The sequence below is a fragment of the Lactobacillus pasteurii DSM 23907 = CRBIP 24.76 genome (assembly GCF_000297025.1).
GTDB classification, from domain to species: Bacteria; Bacillota; Bacilli; order Lactobacillales; family Lactobacillaceae; genus Lactobacillus; species Lactobacillus pasteurii.
The window spans coordinates 48,838-69,225 of record NZ_CAKD01000029.1; the positions used below are offsets into that span (position 1 = coordinate 48,838).

A 20,388-nucleotide genomic window follows, 5' to 3' on the forward strand; every position below is an offset into this window, starting at 1 on the left:
AAAGCGCCCACACGGGCGCTTTTTGCGTTTGGAAATATTAATAAACTGCTCCATCGTAGAAGCTAAAGCGAGGATTGTTGAAGTCAAAGTCCTTCAATTCACTCATCTTGATAACACTGTCAGCAACGCCCCAGCTCATCAAGTTGATTGGTTGGCCATAATATTCATCAGGAATAACCAAGAGAATGTACTTGCCATGGCCCATAGCGTAGCCTAATTCCATACCAAGACCTACATCTTCTTCATCAGGCAAATAAACGCCAAGCATGATGTCGCTCGACTTGATTCCTACTAAGTCGTTGCGGTAGGTAGCAGTTGCCCATTCAATGTCGTGCAAGTATTCAGGGTGTTCGTCTACTCTGATGCCCTTGTATTGGTTTTGCAAAGGAACATAGCTGTTGTCCAAATCAACAGTAGGGTTTGCCTTCAAAGCTTCCATTGCTTGGTCATAAGCCTTGGTTTGCTTGTCGTTGAACCAACCAGCACCAAAGTAAAGAGTTTTAGTTTTAGTCATCGTCGAACCTCTTTCAAAAATAAAAACGTCTCTTTCAACTGTATCATTTAATTTCGAAAATAATCAGACTTTTATTTTTGAGATTTTTGTTTTCTGTATTTCTATTTTTCAAGATAGATTCTGCGCAAGTCCATCAAATCGCCAGCTGATAGCTTCATGACTTCGCGCAAGTAGTTGTTGACGCTGCCGTAGTTGTCGTTGATTACTTTAACCGCATGGTCGAAGTATTCTGGGTAGACGGTTTGGATGTCGTGAATTGACTTCAAGGTGTTTTCATTTTTGCCGGCAGCCTTTTCTCTAGCTAGCATATTTTCAACGAAATCCTTAGTTGTAATTCTAGTCAGCAAGTAGTCTTGACGAATCAATTCAAGTGGCACGCCTAAAGCAGTCAAGGCTAATAAAGCGCCAAAGCCAGTCCGATCTTTTCCGGCAGTACAGTGGAAGATCAAGGCTTGGTCTTCTTGGTCGTTTTCGAGCATGGCAGAAAAGAGGTTGCGGTAAGCTATTTTGGCTGATTCGCTGATGACCATGTCTTCGTAGGCTAAAAGCATGTGGTCAAAGCCAAATTGGGCATCTTTTTTGGATAATTCGTCCAAGCGATCGATTGACTTAGATGAATTTGTCAAGTCTTCGCTAAAAACTGGATCGTATTCGTATTTAACGCCTTCTGGCACGCGGTCAGGTTGACGGGTTACTTCTTCTTGACTTCTAAAGTCGACGATGTATTTAAGACCGTATTTAATCAGATAAGTTTGATCAGCTACGGTTAAATCAGCCAAGTTGCCAGTTCTAAGCAATTTGTGGTATTTGATTTTCTTTCCAGAAGCGGTAGCGTAGCCGCCGAGTTCGCGGAAGTTGCGACCGCTGGTAATTCCGATAAGTTGGTTAGTTAATGCCATCTAAATCCCCCTTGCAAAAATTAAGTAGAGTCTATTTTAACAACATTTTTCTGAAAGAACAATTCTTAAGATTTTAGTCAAAAAATTATGCTAAAATTGATATTAGATAAGTAAAATAATATTCCTAGGGGATGAAAATATGACTGATGTAAAGCAAAGTATTCTAGTTCCAGTCGATGGATCAGAATCAGCTGAAAAGGCTTTCGACAAAGCAGTAAAAATCGCTAAGAACAACGGTTCACATGTTGACGTTTTGAACGTTATTGACACCCGTCAATTTATGGGCGAAATGCAGGATACTTTAATTTCCGGCGATACCATTTACCAAATGACTCAAGACTCCGAAGAGTATCTAAAGAGCTTGCTTACTTGGGCAAAGGATAATTTCGACTTCGAAGATATTGATTACCACATTCGTTATGGTAGCCCTAAGCGCATTATTTCCTATGACTTTATTAAGGACCACCACAACACTTTGGTTGTTATGGGTGCAACAGGTTTGAATGCCGTTGAAAGAATGTTGATGGGCTCAGTTACTGAATATGTCAACCAACACGCTTTGACTGATGTCTTGATTGTAAGAACTGACATCGATAACAAGCCTTTTAAGTAATAAGCGATGAAATCAAGGTTTATTAGCCTTGATTTTTTTATTTTCAAAAAAGATCGAAAAAATTCATTAATTCTCTTGTACAAATCCGAATGATTCTGTTATTATCATTACAAACGAACGCGACTTGTCGGAGGTGGGAAAGTGATGCAAAGTTCAGCAGTGATTAATTCAGTGGCTTATTCTTCTGTGGGCGTAGTGTCTACTTTTTCTTTTGAACAGATTGTTCGTTTTTTGAAACAGAATATATATTAGAAGACTAAATGTGATGGCTTTTTGTTGTTGCGTTGAGTCTTTTTTGCGGTATTCGTCAGTTACTGTTGTTTTTCGTCATAGGGGGAAAAGATGAAAAAATTCAAAAAACTACTACTAGGTGCTCTTACCTTATTAGTTGCTGCTAGCGTAGCTGCTTGCTCAAACGGCAAGAGTTCTTCAAGCTCAAATGGCAAAGGTTACACTCCTAAGTCATTGACTATTCAATTCGTACCAAGTCAGGCTGCCAACAAGCTTGAAGCTAAGGCTAAGCCACTTGAAAAGATGCTTTCAAAGCGCTTGGGCATTCCAGTTCACGTATCAATGTCAACTGACTACAACACTGTTGTTGAAGCAATGAAGTCAAAGAAAGTTGATGTTGGTTTCTTGCCACCAGATGGTTACGTTTTAGCTCACAAGCAAGGTGCTGCTGATTTGCTTTTGCAAGCTGAACGTTACGGTATTTCACAACCAGGCGGCAAGCAAACTAAGAAGCTTGTTAAGTTCTACCGCGCAGAAATTCTTGTAAAGAAGGGTTCAAAGATCAAGTCTTGGAAGGACCTTAAGGGCAAGAGCATTTCTGTTCAAAACCCAACTTCAAGTGCTGGTTACATTTTCCCAGTTGCTGAATTGAAGGAAAAGGGTCTTGACGTTACCAAGGAATCTAAGTTGGTTACTGTAACTGGTCACGACCAAGCTGTTTTGAACGTATTAAACGGCGATACTGATGCAGCCTTCGTCTTTGAAGACGCACGTAACACTGTTAAGGCAGATAATCCAAAGATTATGAGCCAAGTTGTGCCAATTTACTTCACTAAGCCAATTCCAAACGACACTATTTCTGTTCGTCCAGATATGTCAAAGGCTTTCCAAAAGAAATTAGCTAAGGCCTTCATCGCTGTTGGTAAGTCACCAGCAGGTAAGAAGGTTATCGAAAGCGTATACAGCCACGAAGGCTACGACTACACTAAGGATAGCGACTTCAACATTATCCGTAAATACGATAAGATTGCAGAAGCTACTACTAAGTAAAAAAATAAGTTAGGGGTTAATAACTAATGGCAGATTCCGTAAAGCCAATTATTGAATTGAAGAAGGTATCCAAGATCTACGATAACGGAACCGTAGGTTTGAAGGACATTGATTTAACCATTAATAAGGGTGAATTTGTAGTAATCGTTGGTTTATCAGGTGCTGGTAAGTCAACCCTTCTTCGTTCAATCAATCGATTGCATGATATTAGTGAAGGAGAAATCTTGATTGATGGCAAGTCTATCACCAAGGCTAAGGGTAAAGCCCTTCGCTTGATTCGCCGAGACATCGGTATGATCTTCCAGAGCTTTAACTTGGTTAAGCGTTCAAGCGTTTTGCGCAATGTCTTGACTGGAAGGGTAGCATATTATCCAACTTGGAAGACTACCTTCAATCTTTTTACTAAAGAAGATAAGCAAAAGGCTTATGAAGCTTTGCAACAAGTTGGCTTAGCTGACAAGGTTTATGCAAGAGCTGATGAGCTTTCTGGTGGTCAACAACAACGTGTTGCCATTGCCAGAGTTTTAGCACAAGATCCAAAGATTATTTTGGCCGATGAACCAACTGCTTCTTTGGACCCACAAACTTCTTTGCGCGTAATGGAAGATTTGAAGATGCTTAATGAAAAGTACGGCATGACTGTTGTTGCCAACTTGCACAGCGTTGAATTAGCCAAGCAATTTGGTCAACGCGTAATTGGTATTCGTGCTGGTCAAGTCGTTTACGATGGCGAAATGAGCAATACTTCAGAAGCAGTCTTCACTAATATCTACAATGGTGGAAACGGAAGCGAGGCAGAAGATGAGTAAGACTGAACAAGATTTGTTGAACTTGCCTAAAAAGAAGTTCAACTACATGAATCTAGTTTGGCTTATTGTAATCGTTGGCGGATTGTTTGTTTCAATCAATGAAACCAACACCCACTTGAGCGTTTTGTTTGCCAACTTCAGTCAGTTTACGGATATTTTTGTTCAAATGTGCCATCCTGATTGGAGCTACTCAAGTACGGTAATTCCGCTTTTGCTTGAAACGATTAAAATGGCCATCTTGGGAACAGTAATCGGATCTGTGGTTGCCTTCATCTACTCACTCCTAATTGCGCGCAACATTGTCAAAAACAAGGCTGTGACTGGAGTTTTGCGGGTGATCATGAACATCATCAGAACTATTCCTGACTTGCTGTTAGGTGCGATCTTCGTTGCGATTGTTGGTATCGGACCAGTCGCTGGTATTTTGGCTTTGTCAGTCTTTACCTTCGGTGTGGTTGTTAAGTTGTTCTACGAAGCAATCGAAACGATCGATCCAGGTCCAATTGAAGCTTTGACTGCCGTTGGGGCTAACAAGTTGCAAGTAATTCACTTTGCAGTTTTGCCACAAATTATGACTTACTTTATTTCATACGTGCTTTATGCCTTTGAAATTAACGTCAGAGCTTCAACAGTTCTTGGATATTTAGGTGCTGGTGGTATCGGTTTGTACTTACAACAAACCTTGCAAGTCTTCTCTTACGATAAGACTGGTACAATCATCATCTTCATCATTATTGCAGTAGTCTTGATTGACTATGTTTCATCTAAGTCACGGGAGGCATTGATGCGCTAATGAATACTACATATAAATTATTGCCACCTAAGCCAAAGAACACGAAGAAACAAGTCACTACTTGGCTGACTGTTATTGTTTCAATTGCCTTGATCATTTGGTCATGTACTGGAATTGATTTCGGCGGAATTAAGGCAACTGCTGGTCAAATTGCCGGAGCAATTATTTCAGGTATTTTCCACCCGGATTGGAGCTATGTCTACAACGGTAGTGGAGAAGACCTAGTTTCTCAATTATGGGAAACTTTGTGTATTGCCTTTTTGGGAACCTTTATTTCTGCCATTATTTCCTTACCATTTGCCTTTTGGGCAGCTCATACCAGACATAAAAAATGGTATTCATCTAGAAGTGGTAAGATCGTTTTGGCAATTATTCGTTCCTTCCCAGAAATCATCTTGGCTTTGATGTTCATCAAGGCCGTTGGTCCTGGCTCGGCAGCCGGTGTTTTGGCTTTGGGATTCCACTCAGTCGGAATGCTTGCTAAGTTGTTCTCAGAAGCAATTGAAAACTTGGAAGAAGGACCTAATGAAGCGGTCACTTCAGTTGGTGGATCAAAGGTTAACGTCATCATGTTCTCAATTATGCCAAACTTGATGCCTGCCTTGATCTCTAACACTTTGTACCGGTTCGATGTTTCGATTCGTTCAGCTTCGATTCTTGGTTTGGTAGGTGCCGGTGGTATTGGTTACCCATTGATCATCGCCTTGCAATACCGTCAATGGAATCGAGTAGGAATTATTCTTTTGGGAATCATTGTCATGGTTGTAATCGTTGACTGGATTTCCGGCCAAATTCGTAAACGTTTGGTTTAATATTAACCACGAAAAAAGGAAATGCATTTTGCATTTCCTTTTTTGTATACAATTAGTCAATCTTACACTTTGGGTTGAGCAAGTTCATTGGATCAAATAGGCTCTTGATTTGGTGTTGAACCCAAACGACATTTTCGCCAAGTTCGACATTGTTCCATTGGCTTTTAAGCATGCCGACTGCGTGTTCGCCAGCATGTCCTGCAGTAAAGATTTCAAGATCATCGTGCTCATTAGCTAAGTCTTGAATGTAGCCAACTAATTCAGCCATCTTGGAAGTAGGAACAGCCATATCTTCCATGACGGCCTTGACCAAGGGGGCGGCTGGCAGGCAGTCTTTTGGAATAATCACGACCAGCCAATGGCATTAAACCGTTTTGGCGATCCAGGCAAGTACCGAGTTCAGTCAGCCCAAATGCTAGCTACGACCATGCATCTATTAAGAGGAACGCCATACATTTACATGGGTGAAGAAATCGGCATGATCAATCCTGACTATCAATCAATTGACGACTATGATGATGTTGAAGCCAAAAATGCCTACCAAAGCCTGCTTGATGCTGGCAAGAGCAAAGAAGAAGCCTTTGCCATTGTTAAATATAAGGCTAGAGACAATTCTAGAACGCCAATGCACTGGAATAGCGAGCGTTACGCCGGCTTTAGTCAGGTTAAGCCGTGGCTGATGCCAACTGATCAAGACCGCATCAATGTCGAAAAAGAATTAGCCCAAGGACAAATCTTCAATTACTACCAAAAATTGATCGCCTTGCGCAAAAATAGCGACTTAATTGCTCAAGGTCATGTTGAGCCACTCTTTAAAGATGACCAGCAAGTTTTGGCCTACCGCCGCTTTTTGCCAGGTCAAAGCCAAAGCCTGCTAGTCTTCAACAACTTCTCTAAAGATGAAGCTAGCCTTGACTTAGACAAGTACCAAGGCAAATCTTGCCAGGTTCTTATCAGCAACTACCAAAGCGACTTGACCACTTTGCCAGCGGATTTGAAATTAGCCCCATATCAAAGCTTGGCAGTTTTGATTAACGAATAAATTTATAAATATTGATAAAATTGCCCAATTTGCTCCGATAATTAGAGCAAATTGGGCGGTTTTTGTTATAATTAAGAGTGAATTTTTAGGAGGGTTCTTGATGGAAAAGCTAGAAACAATGATTTTGGCCGATGACTTGGCCTTGTCACAAGATAAGATTTTAAATGGTGAACAAAGCTTTGATGCCGAAGCTGTTTACAAAGTAATTGATGAGTTAGGCGTTTTAAACCGCCCAATCAAAGACTATCTTGAAATGACTCAAGAACAATATTACGAAGCTGAAAGTGACCACAAACTTGCATTGTTACACCTTTCAGACCGTTTGGTTGATTTGCACGATCGAATTTTGACTAACCACGTTGATGGCTACGTTGACAAAGATGAGATCAATTTGACCTACAATCATGAGAATCCATATCAAGATGATCTTTACAATGCTGAGGTTGATTACCGAGTATTGACATACAGCTTGAAGGTAATTGGCGCTGTTCAAGCAATTGCAGCTGAGGATTTGAAGGAAGTATTGTCCAAGGATGCAGTTTTGTCATTAGGACTTGCTAGCTACGCTTTAGCAAAGAATGCATAGTTTTAAAGTCGGATATTGCCGACTTTTTATTTGTCTTTTGAGGCGAAAAAATGGGGATTTTTAAGTACAGCAAAGGCATTATCGATAAATTAATGGGGGCAACTAAGCAAGCCAGCCTCTCCAAAGGTGGCCTCTTGATTGACCCGATGCAGAAATATCTAACAGTGGGCGAATACCAGGTTGGGGCAGATGACGGTACACCCGGTGAGAAAAATTACACTTTGACAGTCTATAAAGATGATAAAGGCACCTTGCACCAGGCGCTAAGCCCAGAAAGCACCAACAAGTTGGCGCCAGAATATGAGCGTAGATTCGACAAAGACTTAGGTCATTATCGGGCTTTTCGCAATTCTAAGACCGGCAGACGCTATATTGTTGAGCAATATCTGGATAATTTTTATCAAGATATCAAGCCCCACATCAGAAAGGGCGATGGCTCTTACAACATCAGCGTGATCACCGATACTCATTTCAAGAACAAAAACAGCCTCGACTTCTATGGCTGGAATGGCTTAGCCCATGTTAAGGAATTTTCTTATCTCGATCAGAAGAATTTTTTGAATTTAAAGGTTCACCTAGGCGACTGGATTGACGGCTCAGATGCCGGCTTAGTTAGCGAAGGAGAACTCACCAAGCTCAGGGATGCCTTTAGATCAAAGACCGTGCCTTATATCATGGTCAAGGGCAATCATGATGAAAATGACAAGTTCGACGAGATGCATGACTTAAAAGCTTCGTTTCCAGAGGGCGAATTTGAAAGCATCATGTGGCCGGCTATGTACAGTCAGGCTAGAATTCGCTATATTTCCCGCCAACACGGGGTGTGCTATTTTGACTTTGGCGATTTGCGGGTAATTTCAATCAATACGTCAGATATTCCCTATATCCTAGATGCCCATGGCAAAAAGCGTTACGACACAAAATTAGTGCTAGGAGTTAGGGAAGATCAAATCGAAGAGATCATCGAAATCCTAGCTCACTCTTCAGGCAAGGAGATTATTTTCATGAGCCACGCCAACCCCATCAACCGCAAGGGCAGCAATGCCTTAAAGTATAATGGTCGGTCTTTACATGAATTATTAGTTGCTTTCAATCAACGAGAAAAAGGCAAGATGCATACCAACCGCGATGTGCCGGCAGAATTTAGATTGAGCAACGACTTTGACTTTACCAAGGTCAAGGATGCCCGCATAATTGCCTACTTCTGCGGTCATCGCCACCGGGAAGATCAGTTTAGAATCAATGGCATTCAATATATCCTGTTCAATTGTTCAGCCTTGATGGGGCCTAACCACAGCCTGACGACCAAGTACAATAAGAGCTGGAATCGCGAAATTGACACGCCATCAGAGTATAGCGGCTATGTGGTCAATGTCGATTTGCGTCGCCACCGCCTACAAGTTTTTGGCTATGGAGCCAGTTCAAGACGGAGAATCTTTTTTATTTAGTTTTTAGTTAAGAATTTTGGCCTAATTTGGTATTTACAAGTCAATAGCTTATAATGAAACAGTTAAATAATTAGAGAGAATTTTGAGGAAGTTTTGATATGTGCGGAATTGTAGCATTTTATGATCCAAAAATAAACGATAAGCAAGCCGTCATCGGCAAGATGATGGCTACTATTCAACACCGTGGACCTGATTCTGACGGCTACTATACTAATGATCAAGTAGCCTTAGGATTTAGAAGACTTTCAATTATTGATTTACGTGGTGGTACGCAGCCGATCTACAACGAAGATAATACTCGCTGCATTACTTTTAATGGGGAAATTTATAACTTTAAGCCTTTAAGAGAAGAATTAATCAAGGCAGGACACACTTTTACAACTAAAGCCGATACTGAAGTATTGCTTCATGGTTATGAAGAATGGGGCATGGACGGCCTATTAAAGCGGGTAAGAGGGATGTTTGGCTTCTTGATCTGGGATGACAACACCAAGACCTTGTATGGTGCGCGCGACTTCTTTGGTATTAAACCAATGTACTACTCTAACCAAGATGGTCACTTATTAGTTGGGTCAGAACTTAAGAGTTTCTTGCCTTTCCCAGGCTTTAAGCGCGAATTGAATGTTGAAGCAGTTAAGCCTTACTTGATGAACCAATACAATGACCTTGATGAAACCTTCTTCAAGGGCGTTTACCGCTTCCCAGCAGGACATTGGTTCGAATATAAAGATGGCGAAATGAAGATTCACCAATACTGGGACGCTGAATACAAGGAAAACAACCTTTCATTTGAAGAAACAGTCAACCGCATCAACGAAGACTTAAAAGAAACTGTTGACCTTTACCGCAATGCGGATGTGCCAGTTGGTGCCTTCTTATCTGAAGGGGTTGACTCATCCTTTTTGACTTCCTTGCTCAACCCAGACAAGGTCTTCTCAATTGGCTTTGACGATTCAACTTATGATGAAGCATCAAAGGCCAAGGCCTTATCAGACATCAACGGTTGGCAATTCTTTGCTGACAAGGTTAATGCGGATGAAGCCATGCGCGATTTCCCTGAAATGCAATACCACATGGATGAACCTGATGCCAACCCATCAATCATTCCACTTTGGTACTTGTGCAAGCTTGCTCGCAAGCACGTAACTGTTGCCTTGTCTGGTGAAGGAGCAGATGAACTATTTGCCGGATATGTCAACTACGGCATGCACACCCATAACGATGTGATCAAGGTCTTTACTTCCAAGATGAAGAAGTTGCCAAAGGCTAAGCGAGTAAAATTGGCTCACAAGATCAAGAAGATGCCAAACTTCCCAGGCAAGGTGCATTTGTACACCAATTTGGCTGAGCCAAGCGAATTTTACGTGGGACAATCGGTTATCTACGATATGGATTACCCAACTATCTTTACTTCTAGCGACGCCAACAGCATTTTACAGCCAACTTACCGCAATAAGTTGACTGTCAACGGAAATTACCAACGCGACTTCAAGAAGGTCAAGGATCTTGACAGCGTTAAGCAAATGCAATACATTGACTTGCACCACTTCATGCTTAATGACATCGAACAAAAGGCCGACAAGATCTCTATGGCTCACTCTTTGGAATTGAGAGTGCCATATCTAGATCGCAAGATTGCCGAACTTGCCAACTCAATTCCAACCGACTACTTAGTCAACCGTTACGACACTAAGTATGCCTTGAGAAAGGCTGCCGAAAGAGTCTTGCCTGACGAATGGGCTAAGCGTCCAAAATTGGGCTTCCCAACGCCAATCAAGCAATGGCTACAAGAGCCACGTTTTTACAAGCAAGTTCATGATATGTTCGATGAAGAATTCGTCAATGATATTTTCGACCAAAAGAAGATCGTCAAGTTGCTAGAAGACAACTTCAATGGCGATGGATCACACCGCCGTCAAATTTGGGCAATTTATACTTTCCTTGTTTGGTACAAGTTATTCTTTGTTGATTACAAGAATACTGTTGAGAAGTATCAACATGTTCAACCAGAAGTTGCTGCCTTATTGGAACAAGGCAAGTTAGTTTAGTTAGGGGTTTATTTAGTTATAATGTCGAAAAAATTTACACCAATCTTACTTGGTAGCGATATTAACGTTTACGGAATGGCTCGGTCATTCAATGAAGAATATGGCCTAAGAGTAAAAGCAATGGCTGATACGCAATTAGCAGCCACTCGCTACTCGAAGATTGTCGATGTCGAATTGCATCATGGCTTTAGTGAAGATCCTGTCTTCATCGAAGTTATGCGCCAAAAGATGAAGGAATACGAAAATCATGAAGAGCCTGTGATCTTGATTGCTTGTGGGGACGGTTATGCCGAGCTTTTGGCTAAGCATAGGGATGAATTAAGCAAAGTTTTCATCGTACCTTATATTGACTATGATTTGCTTAAGAAGTTGATTTCTAAGGAAGGCTTCTACCAAATCGCCGAAGAATATGGCTTGCCTTATCCAAAGACTCATATCATTACCATGGAAGACTTTGAACAAAAGAACTTCCTCGACTTCCCATTCGACTACCCAGTTGAATTGAAGCCTGAAGATCCAGTTTCATGGCTTGACGTACAATTTGAAGGACGCAAGAAGGCCTTTACTATCCATGATGAAGCTGAATTAGTTGATATTGTCGGCAAGATTTATGGCAATGGATACAAGGCAGACTTGATCTTGCAAGACTTCATTCCAGGCGACGACTCCAACATGCGGGTACTTAACGCTTATGTTGACAAGAACCACCAAGTGAAGATGATGTGCATGGGTCACCCACTTTTAGAAGACCCAACGCCACAATCAATTGGTAACTACATGGCAATTTTGCCAGAATATAACGAAAAGCTCTACGAACAAGTTCAAACCTTCCTTGAAAAGTTGAACTACACTGGTATGGCTAACTTCGATATCAAGTATGACCGCCGAGATGGTCAATACAAGTTCTTCGAAATCAACTTGCGTCAAGGTCGCTCAAGCTTCTACGTAACCTTAAACGGCTACAACTTGGCTAAGTGGTACATTGATGACTATGTTGAAGACAGCCTTAAGGACAAGGATACTGTCTACGGCAACAAGCTCAAGTCTAAGCACGTGCTTTGGCTCGGCGTGCCAGCGAAGATCTTTAACGAATACGCTTTTGAAAATGAAGCCAAAGAAACCGCTAAGGAATTGATCCACGAAGGTCGCTACGGCACGACTGTCTTTTATGACAAGGATCGCGGTTTCAAGCGCTGGCTCTTGATGAAGTACATGTTCCATAACTACTATGCTAGATACAAGCAATACTACCAAGTAAACAAGGGACAATATTTCAAGTCTGAAGATAAATAATTGCAGATAAATAAGCAGATCTCCTTTTAGAGCAAAAGGGAGGTCTGCTTTTTTTGTTAAATTCTGATAGACTAGAATAGATAACGTACGCTAAAAATTCACTTAAATAAAAGAGGGGAGTTTGTATGAAAAAATCACATGGAAAAGAGGAAAGTTTTCCAGAAATCAAATTGCGCTGGCTGATTCTAGCAGAATTAGTCACTTGGATTGGCGCCAGCTTTATCTGGCCGCTTACATCCGTGTATCTTAACAAACAACTGCACATCAGCTTATCAATGATTGGGGTTGTTTTATTTTTTAACTGTAGTGGAAATATCCTGGGTAGTATTATTGCTGGTCGCTTATATGACCGCTTCAACCCATATCCTTTGGCTGTAGCTGGGCTTGGGCTAGACGGGGCGGTGCTATTCTTGATGGCGATGTTTCATGGCTGGCCTGAATATTGGATTTGGCTAACGATTTTGGGCTTTATTGGGGGCTGGAATGGTACCTTGATCAATTCCATTGCCACAAGTATCAAGCGCTATCCAGGTAGATACGTCTTCAATGTCATTTACTTCTCGCAGAACTTAGGGGTCGTAACTGGTACTTTGATCGTTGGTTACTTGTATGACTACTCAATTACCTTGCTCTTTGTAATTGCGGGCCTACTCTTTGTGATTGCCTGCGTTAACGCGATCTTCAACTATCGTCCAATTATTGCTTTTCACAAGCACCGAATGCAACAAGCAGCTAGCGGCCAAAAGGTCAAAAGCGAGCCCATGCCTAAGCGCAACTTTATTATGACGATGGTCTTCTTTGTAACCTTGGGTGTAACTTGGTTGATGTACATGAATTGGGAATCCAACTTGTCAGTCTACATGGTGTCTTTAGGGATTCCTTTTCATATGTATAGTTTGCTTTGGACGCTTAATGCCGGTTTGATCGTGGTTATGCAGGGGATTTTGGCAAGATTTCCGCGGATCTTCAAGAACCTCTTCCACCAATTGGTCTTTGGGGTCACGATGTTTGCCTTGTCCTTTGTCACTTTGGTTTTTGCTAAGGATTTTCCGCACTTTGCCATGTCAATGGCAATCTTGACCTTGGGTGAATCAACGGCCTTTCCAGCTATTCCAGCCTTCGTCAATGAATTATCGCCATTAACTAGCAAAGGCAAGTACCAAGGCTCAATCATGGTGGCTTCTGGAATCGGCCGGGCAGTTGGACCTTTGTTTGGCGGGATGATTATCGATAAGGCGGGCTATTTGCCGTTTTTCTGGGTTGCCGCAATTGTGATCTTCATGATGAATTTGGTAATGATCCCAGTCTATGTTAAGCTCCATAACAAGTTGATAATTTACAAGTAGCTTTGTAAAAGATGAAAAAATGGTCAAACTATAGCTTAAAATGCTATAATTAACTAAAAATATTTTTTCATTTAAACAAAGGGGGACCTTTATGACTAGACAAACAGTGCGCGGTGGTGCTGGTAATATTATTGAACCTCAAGTTGGGGTTCGTCCACAGGACAACTTATATTTAGCAGTAAACTCTGAATGGATATCTAAGGCAGTGATTCCTTCAGACCGTTCAAGAATTAGCTCCTTTGATGGCATTGATCTTAATGTCGAAAAGAAGTTGATGGCTGACTTTGCGGCTTGGGCAGATGGCGAAAAGGAAATTGCTTCTGTGCCAAACTTGGACAAGGCAGTAGCCCTTTATAAATTGGCCCGTGACTTTGACAAGCGCAATAGCGATGCAGCTGCGCCAGTTAAACCATACTTATTAATTTTGGAACAAATCTTGGACTTTGAAGACTTTAACTTGAAGGCACCAGACTTAGCTAAGGCAGCTGTTAGCTTGCCATTTGCTTTCTCAGTTGATGCCGACATGAAGAATACTAAAGTCAACGTCTTGCAATTCAACGGTCCATCGACTTTCTTGCCTGATACGAGAAGTTACGAAAATGAAGAAGCTGCCGCAAAATTATTGGCTATTATGGAAAAGCAATCAGCTCACTTGCTTGAACTTGCAGGCGTATCTAAGGATCAAGCAGCTGAATATGCAAAAGACGCCATTAAGTTCGATAAGCGCATCTCTAAGATCGTTAAGTCAACTGAAGAATGGGCTAGCTATCCAGATATGTACAACCCATACAGTAAGGAAGAATTTGCGGCTAAGTTTAGCCACTTCAAGATCGACCACTTCATGCAGGAAGCAATCGGGGAATTTCCTGACAAGATTATTGTCAACGATCCACGCTTCTTGGATAACTTCGATGAACTAGTTAACGCTGATACCTTTGACGAATTGAAGGCTTGGATGATCGTGAAGTTTATCAACGGCGCAGCTAGCTACTTGTCACAAGAATTCCGTGAAGCAGCCTTCCCATTCCGTCAAGCTCTTTCTGGTCAACCAGAACTTGCAAGTGGCGAAAAGCAAGCCTACCACATTGCTAATGGCTTATTTAGCGAAGTTGTTGGTGCCTACTATGGTCAAACTTACTTTGGTGCTGATGCCAAGGCGGATGTTTTGGACATGATTCACCGCATGCTTGACGTTTACGAAGAACGCTTGAAGAACAACGATTGGCTATCAGAATCAACTAAGCAAAAGGCCATCGTCAAGTTGAAGGCCTTGATCTTGAAGGTGGGTTACCCAGACAAGATCGAAGAAATCTACAACCGTCTTCAAATCACTCAAGCTAACGCTGGTGGTTCGCTTTACTCTAACATGCGCGCAGCCGCAATTGTAGGTCGCGAATACAACTTGGAAAAGTTGCACCAACCAGTTGACCGGACTGTTTGGCTCATGCCAGGTAACTTGGTAAATGCCTGCTACGACCCACAAAGAAACGATTTGACTTTCCCAGCAGCTATCTTGCAAGCACCGTTTTATGACTTAAAGCAAGATCGCGCTGAGAACTTCGGTGGTATTGGAACGGTTATTGCTCACGAAATTTCCCACGCCTTTGACAACAACGGAGCTCAATTTGATGAACTGGGCAACATGGTTAACTGGTGGGAAGATGCGGACTACGAAGAATTCAAGAAGCGTACGCAAGCTGAAATCGACTTGTTTGATGGAATTGAATATGGTCCAGTAACCTTGAACGGTAAGCAGATCGTTTCCGAAAACATTGCCGACCAAGGTGGTTTGACTGCTTCAGTGCAAGCTGCTAAGGATGAGGGCGATGACCTAAGAAAGTTGTTCGAAAACTTCGCTCGCGTTTGGGCTAACAAGCAATTAGAAGAATCAATCAAGACAATTACTGCCATTGATGTTCACGCTCCTGGCCCAGAAAGAGCTAACGTCCAATCACAATGTCAAGATGACTTCTATGAAGTCTTTGACGTTAAGCCAGGCGATGGTATGTGGCTTGATCCAGAAAAGCGCGTCCACATTTGGTAAAATAAAAAAACGCCAAAAAAAGATGTCGATACAAAAGTATCAGACATCTTTTTTTGGTTATTTTATTGTTCTTTTTCGAATTTAGTGCCAACTCGCTTGATGTAGCTTTGGTTTTGGCGACCTAAGACAAGTGGTACTCTTTCAACCACAGTATCGGCATATTCTAGGCCAAACCAGGAAGCTGGGTTAGATGAAAGGTTCTGCAACCAAACTCTAGCTTCAACCAACCATTTTTCGTAGCTAACCAATTGAGTTTGTGGACTGATCACATCGTTAACGATGACGAAGCTAAAGTCACCAACATCACGACCTGGAGTGGTGGTGTATTCTTGTGGTTGAGCTTCGATCGTACCGTCAGCAATCAAGTCGTGAACGATCTGACGGATGTAGACGTTCACGCTGGTTTGCTTCTTGAAACCAAGGTAGAGCTGAACGTTGATTACGTTTTTGGTGCCATAAGTGTTAACTGAATATTCAGCCGTAAATGGTTCGTTAGTAACGTTAACTGTGATGAACCAGTAGGCTTTGGCACGCTTAGGACGTTTATCAAGGATTGAGTAAAGAATCTCACGCTTGATGAACTTGCCATACTTAACCTTAGCCATGTAAACCAAGTTGGTAGCGTAAGTTGGGTATTCTTCGTCGTGACTAAGGTCCGTTAACATGTCGACATATTCGTCAAGTCGAACATAAGCATTGCGCGATTCGCGCTTGTCGCGGATCTTGTTTCCGTAGAACCAAACATACATGACAGCTAGGATCAAGCCGGCGATAACTAATGAAACGTAACCACCGTGAGTGAACTTGCTTAGGCTGGAAATCATAAACATGACATCCAAGAAGCCAAAGAAGATCAAGAAGATCCAGTTCCAAACCATTGGCACCTTGACAATGACCAGCCATTCATAAAGCATGATGGTCGTCATCAACATTGAAATGGTGATGGACAAACCATAGGCTGCTTCCATGTGGGCGGAAGTTTGGAAGAAGAGCACTAGGGAAATAGTGGCTGCACAAAGCATCTTGTTGACAGCAGGGATGTAGATTTGACCCTTTTCGTTTGATGGGTAAACGATGTTCATTCTTGGCAAGAACTTCAAACCACTAGCTTCAGCTACTAAAGTAAATGAACCAGTGATCAAGGCTTGCGAAGCAATAACAGCCGCAATCGTGGCCAAAATAATTGCCGCAAAGCGGAAGTTTTCAGGCACGATTTCAAAGAAAGGGTTTAAATCGCCTTGTCCGGCATTGAAGTTAGGATTGTTCAAAATCCAAACCCCTTGACCGAAGTAGTTCAAGGCCAAGCAGACAAAGACATATGGCCAAGAACCAATGATGTTGTTCTTGCCGACGTGTCCAACGTCAGAGTATAGGGCTTCAGCACCAGTAGTTGCTAGGAAGATTGAACCCAAGATGAACAAGCCAGCCTTGTTGTATGGACTAAAGAGCAACTTGATGGCATAGATTGGGTTTAAGGCGGCTAAAATGCCCCAGTCGCCGGCCATGTTCATCAAGCCGACTACGCCAAGGAAGGTGAACCAGATAAACATTACCGGTCCAAAAGCCTTACCAATGATGGACGTACCCATACGCTGAATCAAGAACAAGAAGAGCAGGATTACCACAGTAATGATGATAACCATCTGCTGGGAATCAACCGGGATATTGCCCGAGCCAAATTCCATACCCTTAAGTCCTTCGATCGCGGTGGTAACCGTTACGGCCGGCGTCAAAGTACCGTCGGCCAAAATCGCGGCCCCACCAATCAAGGCTGGAATAACCAACCATTTAGCCCGTTTTCTGATCAAAGCGTATAAGGCAAAGATACCACCTTCACCGTGGTTGGTTGCCTTTAAGGCGATCATAACTGTTTGCAAAGTCGTTAGCAAAGTCACGGTCCAAAGCACCAATGAAATTGAACCGATGATGAATTCGCGATTCACATTGGCAATGCCGCCGTTTCCAGCAACAATCGACTTCATAACATAAAGCGGACTAGTACCGATATCTCCATAAACAATTCCGATGGCAATCAATAAGCCGGCCGGAGTTGCCTTTTGTTTGATATTCTTAGACATAATTTCATCCTTCAAAAAAACACTTTTTTATCTCATGAAAAAAAGAATGCCGAAGACACCCTTTTTTAAGATAAACCTATTGTCATCTATTTAACGAAACTATGCAAGTATTATCGGCCTACTTTTCGGTGATTGAATTTATACCAGTTCGCTTGATTGTAACTTCATTTTGCCCTCCAAGTATCAATGGAATGCGCTCTACGGCAGTATCTGCATAATCAAGACCAAACCAAGAGGCTGGATTGGAAGAAAGATTCTGCAGCCACACTCTTAGTTGCACCATCCAGGTTTCATAGGTCGATAGCTGTGTCAAAGGACTAATGACATCGCTGACGATAACAAAGGAGAAGTCGCCAACATCACGCCCTGGAGTAGTGGTGTATTCTTGTGGCTGAGCTTCAATAGTGCCGTCTTCAATCAAGTCATGAACGATCTGTCTTAAGTAGACATTGACGCTGGTTTGCTTTTTGAAGCCTAGATAAAGTTGAATGTTGATAACATTCTTGGTGCCATAAGTGTTGATGGCGTATTCGGCTGTGTATGGCTCGTCAGTCACATTGACCGTGACAAACCAATAAGCCTTGGCACGCTTAGGACGTTTATCAAGAATTGAATAAAGAATCTCGCGCTTGATGAACTTGCCATACTTGACCTTAGCCATGTAAACCAAGTTGGTAGCGTAAGTTGGGTATTCTTCGTCGTGACTAAGCTGAGTTAGCATTTGCGTGTAGTTGTCTAGGCGCACATAAGCATTTTGGGCTTCACGCTTGTCGCGGATCCTGTTGCCAAAATACCAAATATACATGACAAGTCCGATTAAGCCAGCAATTATCACAGTGACATAGCCTCCATGGAGGAACTTGGTCATGCTGGAGATGAAGAACATGGCTTCAATTGTGGCAAAAACAAGCAAAAATAGTCCGCGCAAGACCAAGGGCGTATTTTTCATGTCAAGATATTCAAATAGCAAGATCGTCGTCATGAGCATGGTGACGGTGATGGCAAGACCATAGGCTGCTTCCATGTGCTCAGAAGTTTGGAAGTAAAAGACGATGGCAATTGTGATCAAGCAGAGCAATTTGTTGATGGATGGGATATAGATCTGACCTTTTTCATCTGAAGGGTAGACGATCTTCATCCTAGGCAAAAACTTTAATCCGCTTGCTTCAGCTACCAAGGTAAAGGATCCGGTCACTAAAGCCTGGGAAGCAATAATGGCAGCTAGGGTAGCTAAGGCGATTGCAAATAAGCGCCAAGAACTTGGCACAACATCAAAGAAAGGATTGAAGTTGCCAGTTAAATGCGAGTGAACGTGATGCAAAATCCATGCGCCTTGGCCTAGATAGTTGAGCGCTAAGCAGCTAAAGACAAAGGGCCAAGAGCCGATGATGTTCATCTTGCCCACATGTCCTACGTCAGAATATAGCGCCTCAGCTCCAGTTGTGGCTAAGAAGATGGAACCTAGGATAAAAATGCCGACTTTGTTAGCTGGGCTAAAGAGAATTTTGATTGCCCAATAAGGATTAAAGGCAGCTAGCAGCGACCAGTCGCTAGCAAGATTGATTAAGCCAATAATTCCTAAGAAGCTGAACCAGACCAGCATAATTGGGCCAAAGGCTTTGCCGATGATGCTGGTGCCCATGACTTGAATTGAAAAAAGCCCCAGCAAGATTAGCACGGTAATAGTAATGACTACGGCTTGGCTGTCAACAGGGATGCCCGAGCCAAATTTCATGTTTTTTAGTCCTTCAATTGAAGTTGTAACGGTAACTGCTGGAGTTAGGGTGCCATCTGCTAGTAAGGCAGCTCCGCCGACTAAAGTAGGGACGACTAGCCATTTGGCTCGCTTTTTGACAAGTGCATAAAGTGAAAAAATCCCACCTTCGCCATGGTTAGTGGCTCTAAGTGCGATTGTGACATATTTGACGGTAGTTAGCAGGGTGACTGTCCAAATAATCAGCGAGATCGATCCCAGGATTAACTCTCGGCTGCTGGCAGCAAGACCGCCATTTTCGCCAATGATCGTTTTCATAACATAGAGAGGGCTGGTGCCAATATCGCCGTAGACAATTCCAATGGTAATTAGCAATCCAGCTAGGGTCATTTTTTTCTTTGTTTCATTCATAAATTTATCTCCATAAATCATGATTTAAAAAATATCCCGTAGTATAGTTCCGCTAGATGGCAAATACAATTGAATTGATGACTCTTTACCAAATCTAAAAGAATTTGTAAAAAAAAGACGAGATTGCTCTCGTCCTTTCCGCTTACACGCCTAGCTTAGCTTCATTCATGAACTGCTTGATCTCTTCATCAGTGAAGTATTTGCCATATCTCTTCTTAGCTTGGTTAAAGATCATTTCATCTGAAAGGCCACTTTCACCAAAACTGATAATCAAGTTGTTGAGCCCTTCGCGTCTAGTGCTAGCTTCACCTTGAGCTCTACCTTCGGCCTTAGCTCTATCAATAAAGTTCATCATTTCGCTCTTCACCTCTTCGTTTCCATTATCGCTAACCCATTCTTGGAACTGATCGACTCCTTCATGATCCAGTGCGCTGATCAGATTCATGAAGTCTTCAAAGTGCTTCAGTTCCAGATCGTCAGGTTGATAGTTCTTGTTCTTCCTGCGATTGATCAAATAGCTAGCCACATGCTTGAAATCGCTGGTCATCTTGTCTAACTCTTCTTCAAGATAGGCAACTTCGACCACCTTGATCTCCATCTTGGGCATGTACTGCTTGAGCTCTGGGAAGTTCTCCAGATCAAACAAGTCCTCTAATT

Annotated in this window: 16 protein-coding genes and 2 pseudogenes; 12 read left to right on the forward strand and 6 right to left on the reverse strand. The window is 42.2% G+C overall.

Going from position 1 to position 20,388, the window contains the following annotated elements; translation table 11 throughout:
* Positions 1–37: 37 nt before the first annotated feature.
* Together BN53_RS09060 and BN53_RS09065 are read right to left on the reverse strand one after the other, a co-directional pair.
* Positions 38–514 (reverse strand): nucleoside 2-deoxyribosyltransferase, encoded by a 477-nt coding sequence (locus tag BN53_RS09060; protein WP_009560644.1) that lies wholly within the window; start codon positions 512–514, stop codon positions 38–40.
* Between the two features lie 101 nt (positions 515–615).
* Positions 616–1,413: a tyrosine-protein phosphatase gene (locus tag BN53_RS09065; RefSeq protein ID WP_009560645.1), complete on the reverse strand. Its 798-nt coding sequence runs from the start codon at positions 1,411–1,413 to the stop codon at positions 616–618.
* Between the two features lie 139 nt (positions 1,414–1,552).
* Here BN53_RS09065 and BN53_RS09070 point away from each other — a divergent pair, with 139 nt between their 5' ends.
* The 5 genes from BN53_RS09070 to phnE (BN53_RS09090) all read left to right on the forward strand — a co-directional run bounded on the left by BN53_RS09070 (position 1,553) and on the right by phnE (BN53_RS09090) (position 5,721).
* The gene (locus tag BN53_RS09070) at positions 1,553–2,026 is read left to right on the forward strand and encodes a universal stress protein (protein ID WP_009560646.1); all 474 of its coding nucleotides are present in this window, start codon (positions 1,553–1,555) and stop codon (positions 2,024–2,026) included.
* Positions 2,027–2,368: 342 nt separating this feature from the next.
* Positions 2,369–3,307 (forward strand): phosphate/phosphite/phosphonate ABC transporter substrate-binding protein, encoded by a 939-nt coding sequence (locus BN53_RS09075; protein ID WP_009560648.1) that lies wholly within the window; start codon positions 2,369–2,371, stop codon positions 3,305–3,307.
* Between the two features lie 26 nt (positions 3,308–3,333).
* The gene (gene phnC, locus BN53_RS09080) at positions 3,334–4,116 is read left to right on the forward strand and encodes a phosphonate ABC transporter ATP-binding protein (protein ID WP_009560649.1); all 783 of its coding nucleotides are present in this window, start codon (positions 3,334–3,336) and stop codon (positions 4,114–4,116) included.
* Positions 4,109–4,909 carry a phosphonate ABC transporter, permease protein PhnE gene (phnE, locus tag BN53_RS09085; RefSeq protein ID WP_040537413.1) on the forward strand — a complete coding sequence of 267 codons (801 nt, stop codon included), beginning with the start codon at positions 4,109–4,111 and terminating at the stop codon, positions 4,907–4,909. Before phnC ends, phnE (BN53_RS09085) begins: the two co-directional genes overlap by 8 nt.
* Entirely contained in the window at positions 4,909–5,721 is an 813-nt protein-coding gene (phnE, locus tag BN53_RS09090; RefSeq protein WP_009560651.1) for a phosphonate ABC transporter, permease protein PhnE, read from the forward strand. The genes phnE (BN53_RS09085) and phnE (BN53_RS09090) overlap by 1 nt, the downstream gene beginning before the upstream one ends.
* Positions 5,722–5,773: 52 nt before the next feature.
* Here phnE (BN53_RS09090) and BN53_RS09095 read toward each other — a convergent pair.
* Positions 5,774–6,058: pseudogene (locus tag BN53_RS09095) on the reverse strand (FAD-linked oxidase C-terminal domain-containing protein); the annotation flags it as partial.
* 21 nt (positions 6,059–6,079) lie between these two features.
* On the opposite strand from BN53_RS09095, the gene BN53_RS09100 reads away from it, so the two are divergent.
* The 7 genes from BN53_RS09100 (at position 6,080) to BN53_RS09130 (ending at position 15,528) form a co-directional block, all read left to right on the forward strand.
* Positions 6,080–6,763, forward strand: coding sequence for an alpha-amylase family glycosyl hydrolase (locus BN53_RS09100; protein ID WP_009560653.1), 684 nt, complete (start codon positions 6,080–6,082; stop codon positions 6,761–6,763).
* Positions 6,764–6,863: 100 nt separating this feature from the next.
* Entirely contained in the window at positions 6,864–7,349 is a 486-nt protein-coding gene (locus tag BN53_RS09105; RefSeq protein WP_009560654.1) for a hypothetical protein, read from the forward strand.
* 50 nt (positions 7,350–7,399) lie between these two features.
* Positions 7,400–8,797, forward strand: coding sequence for a metallophosphoesterase family protein (locus BN53_RS09110; protein WP_009560655.1), 1,398 nt, complete (start codon positions 7,400–7,402; stop codon positions 8,795–8,797).
* Between the two features lie 98 nt (positions 8,798–8,895).
* Positions 8,896–10,845 (forward strand): asparagine synthase (glutamine-hydrolyzing), encoded by a 1,950-nt coding sequence (gene asnB / locus BN53_RS09115; protein WP_009560656.1) that lies wholly within the window; start codon positions 8,896–8,898, stop codon positions 10,843–10,845.
* A gap of 21 nt (positions 10,846–10,866) precedes the next feature.
* Positions 10,867–12,138 carry a carboxylate--amine ligase gene (locus tag BN53_RS09120; protein WP_009560657.1) on the forward strand — a complete coding sequence of 424 codons (1,272 nt, stop codon included), beginning with the start codon at positions 10,867–10,869 and terminating at the stop codon, positions 12,136–12,138.
* A 125-nt stretch (positions 12,139–12,263) separates the two neighbouring features.
* Entirely contained in the window at positions 12,264–13,484 is a 1,221-nt protein-coding gene (locus BN53_RS09125) for an MDR family MFS transporter (RefSeq protein ID WP_009560658.1), read from the forward strand.
* A 91-nt stretch (positions 13,485–13,575) separates the two neighbouring features.
* Complete coding sequence (locus BN53_RS09130) at positions 13,576–15,528, forward strand: M13 family metallopeptidase (protein ID WP_009560659.1); 1,953 nt, start codon at positions 13,576–13,578, stop codon at positions 15,526–15,528.
* A gap of 62 nt (positions 15,529–15,590) precedes the next feature.
* Here the strand turns inward: BN53_RS09130 and BN53_RS09135 are convergent, their stop codons facing one another.
* The 3 genes and pseudogenes from BN53_RS09135 to BN53_RS09735 all read right to left on the reverse strand — a co-directional run.
* Positions 15,591–17,606, reverse strand: a complete 2,016-nt coding sequence (locus BN53_RS09135) for a KUP/HAK/KT family potassium transporter (protein ID WP_009560660.1) — start codon at positions 17,604–17,606, stop codon at positions 15,591–15,593.
* 118 nt (positions 17,607–17,724) lie between these two features.
* Complete coding sequence (locus tag BN53_RS09140) at positions 17,725–19,731, reverse strand: KUP/HAK/KT family potassium transporter (protein WP_009560661.1); 2,007 nt, start codon at positions 19,729–19,731, stop codon at positions 17,725–17,727.
* Between the two features lie 142 nt (positions 19,732–19,873).
* Positions 19,874–20,388 (reverse strand): annotated as a pseudogene (locus BN53_RS09735) (Rpn family recombination-promoting nuclease/putative transposase); the annotation flags it as partial.